General features: G+C 62.9%; 12 protein-coding genes and 1 pseudogene. 10 read left to right on the forward strand and 3 right to left on the reverse strand.

Annotation, left to right across the window (positions count from 1 at the left end; genetic code table 11):
• Positions 1-71: 71 nt before the first annotated feature.
• The 10 genes from LL253_RS06010 (at position 72) to LL253_RS06055 (ending at position 10,197) form a co-directional block, all read left to right on the forward strand.
• Entirely contained in the window at positions 72-629 is a 558-nt protein-coding gene (locus LL253_RS06010) for a hypothetical protein (RefSeq protein ID WP_228226543.1), read from the forward strand.
• A 16-nt stretch (positions 630-645) separates the two neighbouring features.
• On the forward strand, positions 646-1,320 hold the full coding sequence (locus LL253_RS06015) for a DUF6683 family protein (RefSeq protein WP_228226544.1): 675 nt from the start codon (positions 646-648) through the stop codon (positions 1,318-1,320).
• A 110-nt stretch (positions 1,321-1,430) separates the two neighbouring features.
• Positions 1,431-1,871, forward strand: a complete 441-nt coding sequence (locus LL253_RS06020) for a hypothetical protein (protein ID WP_009823028.1) — start codon at positions 1,431-1,433, stop codon at positions 1,869-1,871.
• Between the two features lie 43 nt (positions 1,872-1,914).
• The gene (locus tag LL253_RS06025) at positions 1,915-2,763 is read left to right on the forward strand and encodes a DUF1521 domain-containing protein (RefSeq protein WP_228226545.1); all 849 of its coding nucleotides are present in this window, start codon (positions 1,915-1,917) and stop codon (positions 2,761-2,763) included.
• A gap of 86 nt (positions 2,764-2,849) precedes the next feature.
• Positions 2,850-4,262 carry a DNA/RNA non-specific endonuclease gene (locus LL253_RS06030; RefSeq protein ID WP_228226546.1) on the forward strand — a complete coding sequence of 471 codons (1,413 nt, stop codon included), beginning with the start codon at positions 2,850-2,852 and terminating at the stop codon, positions 4,260-4,262.
• Entirely contained in the window at positions 4,259-4,567 is a 309-nt protein-coding gene (locus LL253_RS06035) for an immunity protein YezG family protein (RefSeq protein WP_009823025.1), read from the forward strand. The genes LL253_RS06030 and LL253_RS06035 overlap by 4 nt, the downstream gene beginning before the upstream one ends.
• A gap of 197 nt (positions 4,568-4,764) precedes the next feature.
• A complete protein-coding gene (locus tag LL253_RS06040; protein WP_228226547.1) occupies positions 4,765-6,204 on the forward strand; it encodes a hypothetical protein in 1,440 nt (479 codons plus the stop codon).
• Between the two features lie 41 nt (positions 6,205-6,245).
• Entirely contained in the window at positions 6,246-6,641 is a 396-nt protein-coding gene (locus LL253_RS06045) for a hypothetical protein (protein ID WP_228226548.1), read from the forward strand.
• Positions 6,642-7,131: 490 nt separating this feature from the next.
• On the forward strand, positions 7,132-8,427 hold the full coding sequence (locus LL253_RS06050; RefSeq protein ID WP_228226631.1) for a tyrosine-type recombinase/integrase: 1,296 nt from the start codon (positions 7,132-7,134) through the stop codon (positions 8,425-8,427).
• 435 nt (positions 8,428-8,862) lie between these two features.
• Complete coding sequence (locus LL253_RS06055; protein WP_228226549.1) at positions 8,863-10,197, forward strand: IS5 family transposase; 1,335 nt, start codon at positions 8,863-8,865, stop codon at positions 10,195-10,197.
• Positions 10,198-10,563: 366 nt separating this feature from the next.
• On the opposite strand, the pseudogene LL253_RS06060 reads toward LL253_RS06055, so the two are convergent.
• The 3 genes and pseudogenes from LL253_RS06060 to LL253_RS06070 all read right to left on the reverse strand — a co-directional run.
• Positions 10,564-10,890, reverse strand: a pseudogene (locus LL253_RS06060) (ATP-binding protein); the annotation flags it as partial.
• Between the two features lie 329 nt (positions 10,891-11,219).
• Complete coding sequence (locus tag LL253_RS06065; RefSeq protein ID WP_228226550.1) at positions 11,220-11,612, reverse strand: nuclear transport factor 2 family protein; 393 nt, start codon at positions 11,610-11,612, stop codon at positions 11,220-11,222.
• 59 nt (positions 11,613-11,671) lie between these two features.
• The gene (locus tag LL253_RS06070) at positions 11,672-13,453 is read right to left on the reverse strand and encodes a flavin-containing monooxygenase (protein ID WP_228226632.1); all 1,782 of its coding nucleotides are present in this window, start codon (positions 13,451-13,453) and stop codon (positions 11,672-11,674) included.
• Between the last annotated feature and the right edge of the window lie 82 nt (positions 13,454-13,535).

Consider the following 13,535-nt stretch of genomic DNA (forward strand, 5'->3'; position numbering starts at 1 on the left):
CGGATAGCGGAGTGCGACGGCGGCGGGCCGCCGCCATCCTGCCGGACACAGGCAGAGACAGGAGACCCGCCATGATGCTCTTGGGCTATCTTACCAATCAGGTCGGCGATTCGGTTCCGCTGCTGGACCGGCCGTTCAACACCATGGCCTGGTATCTGCCGCCCAAGAGTGCGGCGAACCGCAGCGCCAACACCAGCTGCCAGCAAATGGGCCCCGGCATCTACGGATCCTTCGGCAGCGACGTGCACGGCGGCACCGCCTTTCCCCGCATCGCCCGCCATTATGAGGCTGTCGGCGGCGGCCTTGCCGATCCTGAAGCCGCCGGCGATGTGACGCTCGCGCCCGGCACGGGCTGCGCCGCTCTGGACCTTGGCGCCGATTATCGGCTGCTGCTCGATGGCGCGACGAGGCAGGTCCTGATCGAACATCGGCCCAGCGACACGCGCAGCCCGATCTGGGGCGGCGAGGCCGCGCTGCATGCGCAAAGCTGGTTCGGGCTCGACAATGGCACCGCCATCGCGATCGAAGCGGGCGCAGCGGCCGACCATGCCGATGCAGTGGTGCCGGCGCGGATCGACATCACCCGCGACGGCGCGACGCTCAGCCTGTGCGCAGACGACCGGGCGTGAGCATGGGACGACAGGGATGATGCTGCACAGCCTGACCGCGGCCGCCGCCTTGCTGGCGTCGCTCTTCGCGCCCGCAGGACCTCAGCAGGGCGCGCCGCCCGCACGCTTCGATCCGAGCAGCTTGCCGGCGCTCGACCTCTCCCCCGGCCAGGGCGTGGTTGCCGATGTCGATGGCGGCTATCGTCCCGATCCCGCGGTGCGGCGCAAGCTGGCCGACATCATGGGCGAAGCCGCCGGCAGGGAAGGCGCGGCCCAGGAAGCCGAAATGCGGCAGATCGTGCTGTCGGGCCGCGCCGTCGCCGAATATGAGAAAGTGGCGCCACAGCTGGGCTACAGCGCCAATGACGCGATCGACGGCCTTGCCTTCTACATGCTTGCCCAATGGGGCGTCGCCAACGACCATCGGCCCGACATCACTCGCGCGCAGGCCGCAGGGGTGCGGCGTCAGGCGGCCAACGCCTTTGCCCGTGTCGCCGACCAGGTGGACAGCGATGCGCTGCGCCAGGAATTTGGCGAGATGCTGATGATCCAGGGCGCAATCATGGCGGGCACGCATGAGGCGGCCCTGCGCAGCGGAGACAGCACCGCGCTCGCCCGCTATGCCGAAATGGCGCGGCGCGGCGGACGGCAGATATTCCAGGCCGATCCTGTCGACATCCTTCTCACTGACGATGGTTTCCGCCACCGCTAATCGGATCGACTAGCCCCCTAGTCGGATCGCGGAGCGCATTCGCCCGCCCGATCTGCTTTTATGCTCAGCGACAGGACGGCGCGGGCCGTCGACAGGATGAGACAGGACCCATGACGATCGACCCCAATATCAGCAGCGCCAGCGCGATCGGCGCCCTCGGCCAGACGGGTGGCGCTTCCGCTGGCGTTGGCCCGGTCGATCAGGCCCGCGCGCTTGCCAGCCAGATCGTCGGCCAGATCGCTGGTAACTTCGGCCTGCTGCCGATCAGCGCCCCCGGGCAGGGCGACGTCTATGGCCTTCGCGCCTTGGCGGACCAGATAAGCGCGAGTTTTGGCGGCTCGGCCGCTGATGCCGGCGCGCTCACGCGCGCTGTCGAGGATTTCGCCAGCGCCGTCGCGACCGACATGGCGGCCTATGCCGATGGTCGGACGCTCGACCTGGCGGACAGCGCGATCGGCGCTTCGACACTCGGATCGGCCAGCGACATTGCCGGCATCGTTGATGGACTGGATCAGGCGCGCGTCGCTCTGGAAGGCGCGCGTCCCGCATGAACTGCCGGCTTGCGCCGGTTCTTTGCAACGAGAGGGAATGAACATGACAACGATCATCAACAATACGTTCAATCTCAACGTCACGAACAATTTCGGGGCGAACCCGCTGGCCGGGGGAATGACGCTGCAACTCGCCAGCGGCATCATGGCCAGCTATTTCCAGCCGCTCATGGCCAGCGCCTTCGCGTCGGCTGCGCTGCCGATGATGTTCCAGATGCAGGGCGGCACGATGCTGCCGGGCACGGGCGGCCAGGCGTCGAGCTTCGCCCCGACCGAAGGAGCCAGCTGGTCCGCATCGATGGAGAGCGAAAGCCAGGCGTCGATCGATCTGGGCGATGGCTATTCCCTGGAACTGGACGAGCGTAACTCGGAAATTCGCATCTACAACGCCAGCACCGGGGAAACCACGCGCGTCTGGGGTGATCCCCATGTCGACATCGATGGCAAGCATGCCTTCGACTTCTGGGGCACGACCAGCTTCGAACTAGAAAACGGCACCAAGATCACCATCGACACCGAACAATATGCCGCCAACCCCAATGAATATCTGGCCAGCAAGCTGACCATCACCAAGGGCGATCAGGCGATCGTGGTGGACGGCATCAGCCAGAACCAGATTGGCGACCTGTCGATCACTCAGTCGAACAATGGCCAGATGCTCGACATGCTGACTCGCGACGGTTTCGTGCTCCAGGAAAATGCCACCGGCGCTGGCTGGCGCTCGGAATTGACCGGCGACATCGCCACTCAGGCCGATCTCAACCTGACCAAGGTCGGCGCGATTTACGGCCCGGGCAGCGAGATGCCGAGCATGGGCGAGATCACGCAGCAGCTCTCTTCCTTCCTGCTGTTCGGCCTGGTCAACGCGCTCACCAACGCGGCGCGCGGCTGACGCGCATCGCGCGGGGAGCGGCTTCCCCCATCCCCTTCACGCCGCTCCCCCCTTTCTTCAGTCCCAGAGGTATCGAGGGTGTAATCATGGGTACGGAAGCTGCAGACAGCATTGGCCAGGGCTCGGCTGGCATTGGTTCGAGCACGTCCACATCGACAGATGTTGCGGCCGACATGGTGAGCGAACATCGCACCGCAGGCACCCTCGATACAACCGCGCTCGCCGCCGATGTCCGCGCCCATACTCCCGATGATCCGCAGGCCCAGGCGGATCTCGCCGCCGCGATCGAAGCGCAGCTGACCCCGGTCGAACAGGGCCAGTTCAGCGCAGCGATGCAGGCGGCGAACGACAATGCGCCCTTCGGCGTGTCGATCGAGGGACAGGAATTCGCCGTCGGCGACTTCCCCGATGCGCCCGCCGCCGCCACTTGGGGCAGCCAGCCTGCGGGCTTGGGCTACAAGGAGGCATGGGACGCCACCGCCGCGCGGCTCGGCACCACTGATCCCGCCGCTATCACCGCCGCGATCGAAGCGCAGCTGACGCCGCCATCGGACGTCACGACGCTCGCGCCGATCACGATCGAGGCGACGCCTGAACCGACCCCGCAACCCTCGCCCCAGGCCGCGCCGCAGCCGGTCGCGCCGGATGCGACGCTGCAGGACGCGCAATCGGAAGAAGGCGTCGGCGCCTTCTTCGATGGTCTGGTTAAGGGCGACTTCAGCGACAATGACAGCTGGTCGGCGACCGCCGGCCAGGTGGTCGGCGGCTTCATTCCCGTCGTCGGGCAGATTGGCGACGCGCGCGATACCGTCTCCGCGATCGGCGACGTGATCCAGGGCAAGGACGGCGCCTGGGGCAATCTCGGTCTCGCCGCGGTCGCTTGGGTGCCGGGCGTGGGCGATCTCGCCAAGGGCGCGATCCGCGGCGGCGACAAGGCGCTCGATGCCGGCAGCGAAGTGGCGCAGCAGGCGACCCGGCATGGCGACGAGATTGCCGATGCAGCGCGCCCGCGGATCGAGATGGATGGCGGCAGCAAGGGCGACTGGTCGCCCGAACTCAACGCCCGCAATCTAACGCCCAACGCCGATTATGTCGTCAACGGCTACACCTATCGCACCGATGCGCAAGGCCGGGTCGCTGATGTCGAGGGCCAGCTTGATCTCCACACCGCCGACCGCAACAGCTATCAGCAGGGCGTGTCCGGCCGCGAAGATCGCCTGCCCGACGACCAGGGCGGGCATTTGATCGCCTCCATCTTCAATGGTCCGGGTGAGCGCGTGAACCTCGTGCCGATGAATGGCAACTTCAACATGGGCGCGTGGCGCGATCTGGAGCGCACCTTCCAGACCGCGCTCAACGAGGGTAAGACGGTTGATGTGAAGATCGAGGTGAAATATGGGTCCGACAGTCAGCGGCCCGACAATTTTCGGGTAACCTACAGCATCGACGGCGTGCCGCGCACGCGTATGTTCGACAATGTGCCCGGAGGACAGAAGTGAGCGAAGCCGATCCGCATCTGACCATCGCCCGGCAACTGGCGCAGGCTGCGCCGGCGGGATGGCAGAAGCTGTGGACCGAAGGCGAAGTGGGCGACGGCTATAGCGACCTTCTGTTCGCTTATGCCTCACCCGACAAGGACCGCAATTATTTCGTGCCGTCCTATGAGCAGAATGAAACCATTCACGCCGAACTGGCGAAGCTGCGCGATCGCATGCAGCAGCAGGGGCGCGCGAAGTGGAAGCATTTCGTCTTCACGCTTCAGCCCGACGGCAAGTTCAACCTGCACGTCGATTATGACGACTGACGCTGGCCATCTGGCCGGCTCGCGATAGATCGCCCAGCGTTTCGCCTCCTTGTGAACGGCGCGGCGCGCCACACCACCGCCCCCCATCGACCCTGCCTAATCGGATCGACTAGCCTGCCTAGTCGGATCGCCGAGCGCCAATCGCACGCGCCTGCGCCACAACGGGTCCAGTCGCAAACATCACCGGAGCGCCCGCCATGACCGATCCCGTCGGCGATGCCGTCAACACCATTCATGACAAGCTCGATACGTCGGGCTGGTTCAACACTGTCAGCAACGACGAAACCCATGATGTCGTCAACACGCTGACCGCTCTGCCTGCGGACCAGGCCGACCAGGTGGTCGATCGCCTCGCACAGTCGGGTGATCTGGACCGCGTCGCACATGAGGTGATGGATGGCGACTGGTTCGGCAATGGCGGCCTGTCGGGCGACGAGCGCCGCGCCTTCTTCGCCGACATGGCTGGCAAGCTGGACGGCGACAGCCTTGCCGCATTGAGCGATGCCTTTGCCGGCGCGGACAATGGCGGCTTCGATCCCGTCACCGAATTGGGCCAGGCGGTCGCTACCCATGGATCGTCCCAGGCCAAAGTCGATTATATTGCCGCGATGAAGGGCGGCGTCGATGACGCGACTCAGGCGCATTATGGCTTGGGCTATTCCAGCAGCCAAATGCAGGATGCGGAGGCCACGGCGGTGGGCGACGTGCTCGGCTCGCTGCGCGGCAGCTATGCGCAGTTGGGGTTCGAAGCCATTGGCGACAAGTTGCCCGATGTGCTGACGTCCGCCACCGACGGCCAGTTGATGACGATCGCCAGCCAGGCGGGCGCAAGCAACTCGATCAGCTGGAATGCCGACAGTTTCGAAGCGATCATGGGCGCCGCCGCCAGCACCTACGACCCCGATCTCAAGGCGCAGGTCTTCGACGCGGGCGTCCAGACGCTGCGCGCGGTGCGCGACACCGACAGCGTCCTTGGCGGCTTGACCGTTGTCGGCAAGGATGAAACGCTGCGCCAGATGACCGACGGCCTCACCGCCATCATCGACAGCGACACCACAGGCGTCATGCGCGAACTCACCTACAACCAGCAGACGATGGATGGCTCCAGCTTCGCCGCCTATGCCAAGGAAATGCTGAACCAGGGCCGCGAGCAGGAACTGGGCCAGCAGATGGGCCGGTTGCAGGTTGGCAATTATGCGACCGAAAATCCGGTCGACTATCTCAACCAGGTGGAAACCGTCGTCGGCACCGATCAGGAACGGCGCGCCAATGCCGGCGCTCTCGGCTATTTTGTGGGCGGCGTCTATGCCGCAACCACGGCACGGTCCGCCGATGTGGCCGAGCAGCGCGAAACCGTCACCGCTATCCTGAAATCCGCGCTCACCGTGGTGGACAAGGTCGCCTCGCTGGGCGGTCCGACCGGCCGGGTCGTGGCCGGGGGCGCGGCAGTGGGCAAGGAATGGATGCAGATCGCGGTCAAGAACGCCATCGCCGATGAAGGCGCCGCCGCCGGCATCCGGCTGGAGCGCGGCGCGTTGCCGGTCAACGGGCAGACGGGTGAACTTGGTGTCGGTGACGCGGTGGCCAGCGCCTTTGAAGATCGGCTGGCTTCGGTCACCCGGACGGCTCAGCCCTGATCGGACGGTCGGGCCTTGGCTGGGCATGGCTGTTGCCGGCGATGATGATCGCCGCTTGCGACGCTGCGCGGCGGCCCGACCTGCCGCCCGTGCCGGCCGCGCTGATCGCCAGCGACGAATTGCCGCTTGGCGACGCGACCTCCGCGCGGTTGACGCGCGCCAGCCTGGCGGTGCGCGACCGGATCGAACCAGACGCCGGGCCGCTGGAGGCGCGCATCTATCTACTGCCGCGTAAGCAGGTTCAGCCCTTCGTCGCCAGCCTGGCCCAGCCGCCTGCGCCGGGCTGGACCATCGAGCAGCCGCCCGAGCGGCAGGCCGATGGCAGCCTGCTCGCCATCTACGCGCGCGGGGGCAGGGTGCTCGCTTATCTGCTACTGGACAAGGCCGTGGGCGAACGCGTCGCGGTCCAGCGGCTTTACAATGTCGACCATCCTTAGATCAGGGCGTTCCAAGACGCGCGGCGCATCACATTGTGCGCATGCAGCCAGTGACCCTGTTCGCTCACATCACTGGGTCCTGAACCCTAAATTGGCTACGATCCGAAATTTGTCGCGTCGATCACATTCCGCCTCTCGGCCAAACCTCGTCGCACGTACAATTTCGAATGGATACGAAATGGATATGGGCTTGCCAGATCAAAGCGCTCATATCTAACCGCAGGCCCGATCGCATGAGGCCAGAATATTGAAATTCGTCGAAAACTGGAGCGGGCGAAGGGATTCGAACCCTCGACCCCAACCTTGGCAACTTAAACGGCGGCCTACGCCGGGCTTGCCAGTTGTTGTATTTTACACGATTTTTCAGTCAGTTATTGACGTTATCCCTACGACATTGTACCCTTCGATTGGCTGCCAAACGGCGACTTCTGGAGACAATATGGAGACCAGGCCGGTCACGTCTAGCTTTGTCTCCAATCGGAGGATGACCATGCCAACCGCGAAAGTGACCAAGCGTGCCGTCGATGCGCTGGAACTGCCAGCCGAGAAGCAAACAATCCTGTGGGACACCGAGATCAAGGGCTTCGGCGTGCGGGTGCTGCCGTCCGGACTCAAGACGTTCATCATCCAGTATCGCAACATCGAAGGCATCAAGCGCCGCCTCAATCTCGGCCGTTACGGGGTGCTGACTGTCGAGCAAGCGCGCGACCAAGCGAAGATCAAGCTGGGCGCCGTGGCTCGGGGTGAAGACCCGGCCAAGGAGGTATATGAGGCTCGAAGAGACATGAACGTTGCCGAGATGTGCAACTGGTATCTTGTCGAGGCGCGCGCCGGCCGCATCCTTGGACGTAAGAATCTGCCGATCAAGGCGTCATCGCTCGATAAGGACGAGAGCCGGATCAAAACGCACATCAAACCGCTGCTCGGCAAGCGGATCGTGCGACACCTGACCCCCTCAGACATCGAACAGATGCAATCCGACGTAAAGGAGGGAAAGACCGCAAAGCCGCGCGGCCCTGGTCGTGGCGGCAGGGCGACGGGCGGCCCCTCCGCAGCCTCGGGATGCGTTGGAACGATCCAAGCGATCATCGGCCACGCCAAGCATAAGGGCCTGCTCGCCAAGCATCCTACGGAGGGCGCGAAGAAGCTCGCCGGCAGAAAGAAAACTCGGCGCTTGAGCGTCATCGAGATCGAAATGATGGGGAAGGCAATGGCCTATGCCGAGCGCAACGGCGAGAATCCAGTCGCTCTCGGTGCGCTTCGTGCGTTGCTGCTGACCGGATACCGGCGGGAGGAAGGCCAAGCCATGCAGCGCGCGTGGGTCAGTACAGCGGGCGGTTATGTGGCGTTCCCCGACACCAAGGGCGGCGCGCAGATTCGGGCGATCGGACCTGCGGCGGTCAGAGTCATCGAGAGCCAGCCGGAGATCGTCGGCAATCCCCATACCTTCCCTTCGGAACTAGGCTCAGGCGCTTTCACGGCGGTCAGCGCCTGTCTCCAGCGCGTCTGCAAGCTGGCGAGGATCGAGGGCGTTACACCTCACACGCTGCGCCATACTTTCGGCAGCGTGGCCGGCGACCTCGGCTTTTCAGAGTTAACGATCCGGGCCATGCTCGGCCATGCCTCCCAGAACGTCACGCAGGACTACATCCACATCGACGAAGCGCTGAAACTCGCCGTGCGGCGAACCTCCGATGAGATCGAGCGACTGCTCGCACTGGGTGCCGCGAGGCTGGAAACCTTGCAGATACGTCACATGAAAGAACATGAGTGTCTCGCTGCTTGAACAAGAGCGGGACCGCCACCCCGCCCTCGCCGTGGACCAAGCGACTTGCTCGAGAAGCTGTCAGGCCGCCGCTGCGGCGTTGGCACTTACGGATTGGACGACCGCGAAGCGCGGATGCCGAGATAGAGCAGCTACTCGGCACCGGCGATGCGCCGCGCATTGTGGAAGGCCTCGGAGCGCGCCTCCACACCTCGTTCCTGACGTGACCGCCAGCCCCATGCGAGGAAAGAACGTGTTATCCATCTAGTCGTCTGTGAAAAGCGCTGAAGCCCGCAGGGAGGCGTGGGTTTTGGTGGATATGAAGTAATCGAATTTGCAAGGTTTTGGGGAAATCGGGCGAAAAGCTTGCGATTACGCGCGCCCGTGCACGTAGGGGCTTTCCTCGCAAGTCGGGTCGTGGTTCATTGAGTTGGACGAAACGAAGAGGTTTTGCCGATGCCTCCGAAGAAGCCCGCGCAGCGCAGTGACGAGTTGTTCCGCAGTCAGCTCGACAACATGGTCGACATGGAACACGCGCTGGTGAAATTGGCGGGGCTGATCGACTGGTCACGGTTCGATGCGGCCTATGGACGGTTCTACCATGAGAAAGGCCGCCCTGGGCTGTCGACGCGGCTAATGGCAGGCCTGCACCTGCTCAAGCACATGGAGGGCCTGTCGGACGAAGCCGTCTGCGCCCGCTGGGTCGAGAACCCGTACCACCAATTCTTTTGCGGTGAGCAGTACTTCCGCCACAAGCTGCCACTGGATCGCTCGTCGATGACGCGCTGGCGGAACCGGATCGGGGCCGACAAGCTGGAACTTCTGCTCGCCGAGACGCTGCGCGTGGCGATGGAAACAAGGGCAATGCCGCCGCAGGCCTGCGAGCGGGTGACGGTGGACACGACTGTACAGACCAAGGCGATTGCCCATCCCACCGACAGCCACCTGCTGCTACGCGGCATCGAGTGGCTGAACCGGATTGCCCGCAAGCACGGTATCAAGCTGCGCCAGTCATTCCTGCGGGTGGGCCGCCAGGCTCGGCGCGATGTCTCCCGGCTGATCCACGGGCGCGGTCACAAGCAGGCGATGCGTTGGGTGCGCAAACTTCGCACCTGGCTGGGCCGGTTCGACCGCGACATCGGCCGCAAGATCGCCGGAAATGAGGAACTCGAGGCCGCCTTTGCCGTCGTCCGCGAGCGGGTGGCGAAGATCCTCACCCAGAAGGCTGGCAGCACGGACAAGCTTTATGCCCTGCACGCGCCCGAGGTGGAATGCATCGCCAAGGGCAAGGCGCGGACCCGCTACGAGTTCGGGGTAAAGACCTCGATCGCGGTGACAAACGCCCGCACCGCCGGCGGCCAGTTCATCGTCGGCATGCAGGCGTTGCCCGGCAACCCCTATGATGGCCACACCCTGTCCGGGCAGATCGAGCAAGTCGAGCGCCTGACCGGCGTCACCGTTGAGCGGGCTTATGTCGATCGCGGCTACAAGGGGCACAAGCATGGCGGGCAGGCCAGGGTCTATATCGCCCACACCCGCGGGATCACCTCACCCACGATCAAGCGCGAGCTCAGGCGACGAAATGCCATCGAACCGATCATCGGTCACACCAAGTCCGATGGCCTGCTCGAGCGCAATCACCTCGCCGGTGCCACCGGCGATGCCATCAACGCCATCCTGGTCGCCGCGGGGCACAATCTCAGGTTGCTCGTCGCATGGCTGACTGCGCTTTTGCGCGCCCTCATCGCCGCCTGGCTATCCCCAGTCCTGCCCAAAATGGCCGCTGCCTGAAAGCAGCCTACCAGTTCGATAAACCCCTCACGGCACATCGGACGCAATCTACCCGTCGCCGAAACGAACATCGCATTGTTCACGGCCGACCATCTAGGCTTCGCCGCGAAGCAGGTGAAACTCGATAAAGCCTGAGAGGCCGTCGAGATAGGGACAAGACGCCGACAGGGGAATGCCCTGGCCGGATTGTTTGTCAAACGGCGCGCAAAAGGGCCCCCTGATCGGCGTCGAAGAGGGACCCCCTTTTCGGATATGATGTTGGTTTGTTGAGGATGGCCTTGCGCTGCGTGCGGCGGAGGGCGGGCGTAGCCCGACCGGAGGCGCACGCAGCGCAAGATAGATTTTTGCAGGCGCCGAAGGTGGCGGTCAGCTGCGGTTTTTGAAGCACCAGCTATCGTTGCCGGTCTCGACGATATCGCAGTGGTGGGTGACGCGGTCGAGCAGCGCCGTGGTCATTTTGGGATCGCCGAACACGGTAGGCCACTCGCCGAAGGCGAGGTTCGTGGTGATGATGACGCTGGTGCGCTCGTAGAGCTTGCTGACCAGATGGAACAGTAACTGCCCTCCCGAGCGTGCGAACGGCAGATATCCAAGCTCGTCGAGCACGATCAGGTCGAGCCGCGACAGCTGCGCCGCCAGGGTCCCGCCCTTGCCGATCCGGGTCTCCTCTTCGAGGCGTGTCACCACTTTGATGCGCCGAAAGGTGCTTGGCATCAGCCAGCAGGCCTTTGCCTATGATATCGAAATAGAGGGGTTATATTTCCGTATTGTCGAGTGCGTGACCGCGAAGGAAGGATTGTGATTTCCAATCATGACTTTGAGTTGGGGGCATCCTGACGCCTCCTCGCTTGTCTCAGCTTGCGGATAGGCAGGACCGCGCACAATAGATGACACCCGTCCATCTACACGCACGAGTTGGCTGATTATAGAGGCTGTACATTTGGTTGGTTGAGGATCAGCGGTTTGACACGATCCGTCTGGAAATCGGCGAGTTACTCCCAATCCTTAGCCATATTTAGAGATTATAGACTGTCAAAGAGCTGACCCCAGACCGCATGAGCATGGGCCGTGTCGTTATATTCCTTCATGACTCTGATCTTGCTGTCCTCAAGGTAAAAAATGAATACATATTTATTATTATATTTCTTCCCGTCTTTCAGGGTAGCGAAGCATTCAGCCTCAACGGCTACCCGATTGTCCGAACCCGTAAAGGTATTGCGATCCAGTCGCAGACCGTCCTGATCAAGGTTCTCCGCCATGATCTGGCCGATCCGCCCGACCTTGTCCTGGATTTCGCCAAGTCCCGCCGCCCACCAGGTGAAATCCTTCGCGCCGAACTTGGCGATGGCAGCTTCAAATCCTTCCGTTTGCATGACGTCAAAGAAGGAACGAATTACGTCAATATCATTGGTCATGTCGATAGCTGCATCCTGGACGAGGCGGCACAGGCCGACAGGTGCGTTCCGCAAATCGGCTACTCGATCGCAAGACCTTCTAGGTCGCCTTTGGCACGCCACTGCTCCAGAATGGTGAGAAACGCATTCACGCCCCCACCATAGGCCCCCCCGCGTGCGGTGCGGATCGAGAGATTGCCCTCATTGTTGACCCAGCCTGGCGTGCAGTTTTCCACGTTCGCCATCCTTGTCGCGAGGCTCTCGTGGTGCGCAACCCAGGCGGCCTCCGCCGTGGCGGTCACTTCAGCGCGATTGGCACCGCGACGTTCGAGTTCGCCGATCAAGTAGCCGATGTGCTTGCCCTGTTCGAGCAGCATCTGCATGAAGTTGAAACCCCATGCGCTCTGCGCGATGGAAACCATGAAGAAATTCGGGAAGCCGTGAATGTGGAAACCATGCATCGTGGTTGCCCCATCGCGCCATTTGTCTTTCAGCGTCAGTCCGTCCTTCCCAAAGACCGGAAGGGTGACGGGCGTCTCGGCATAAGGGCCGAGTTCAAAGCCTGTGGAATAGATGATGCAATCGACATCATACTGCTTGCCGTTGACGCTGAACCCTTCGGGGGTAATGCTTTCCACACCCCGCCCTTGGGTGTCGACCAGCGTCACGTTATCGCGGTTGTAGACATCGAGATAGCCATCATGGAAGCAGGGGCGCTTGCACATCCGCGGATACCATGCCTTCAGCCTTTCCGCGACGGCCGGGTCGTGAACGACTTCGCTGACCCGAGCGCGAATCCGCTCGGTGGTTTCGAGGTCGACGGCGTCCAGCACCGCCTGGACTTCCCCACTGGCCATATCCGGGCGAATCCGGCGCGCCGCCTCTACCGCTGGCCTGGTCCAGCCATCATCGACCAGATCAACAGTGAACGGCTCCATCGCGGTAACCGTATTGAAGTTGCGAATTCGCTCCATCTGCCAGCCCGGCGGTTGGGATGTATACCAGTTCTTATCGGTCGGGTGTTCGTTGCGCACGTCAATGGTCGAAGGCGTGCGTTGCACGACGTAAAGATGGCCTGCGGACTGCGCGAGATGCGGTATGCACTGGATCGCGGTGGCGCCCGTCCCAATGATCGCCACCCGCTTGCCGGCCAGCCTGGACAGGCCGCCAGATGAGTCGCCGCCGGTATATTCATAGTCCCACCGACTGGTGTGGAAGCAATGCCCCGCAAAATCTTCGACCCCGTCGATGCGGGGAAGTTTGGGCGTCTGCAACGCGCCTGCGGTCACGACGAAATATTTCGTCGTGATGGCATCGCCACGGTCGGTGGTTAACCGCCAGCGATTGGCTTTCTCGTCCCAGCGCGCCTCGGTGACGCCTGTCTGCAACAGGGCATTTTCATACAGGCCGTATTTGCGCGCGATCGCCTGGGCATGGGCAAGGATTTCCGCACCGCTGGCATAGTTCGCCTTCGGCATCACGCCCATCTCTTCGAGCATCGGCATATAGATATAGGATTCCGTGTCACAGGCGACGCCCGGATAGCGGTTCCAATACCATACGCCGCCGAAATCGCCGGCCTTGTCGATCACGCAGACGTCGTCGATTCCCGCAAGCTTGATGTTCAATCCAGAATGAATGCCGGCCCAACCGGAACCGAGGACCACGGCCGTCACTTCCCGCTCGACGCTGGAGCGTTCGTGGTAAGGTGTGTGCGGATCGATCTGGAAGTGGGAAAATTTGCCTTCGAGCCGGGTATAGTGCCGGTCGCTCACATCGCCGCTACGCTTTGCCTTTTCAAGAGCGTAGCGCTTCAGGATTTCATCCTTGTCCAGCGCAGTGTTATTTGACCCGTCGCCCATCTCATCCACTTCCCTAGCTCAGCGGTTCGACATGACTGAGGTCACATTCTTTGCCCATGCGCATAGGCATCGGTGTCGACGC

The organism is Sphingobium soli, from assembly GCF_020782245.1.
GTDB lineage: Bacteria > Pseudomonadota > Alphaproteobacteria > Sphingomonadales > Sphingomonadaceae > Sphingobium > Sphingobium soli.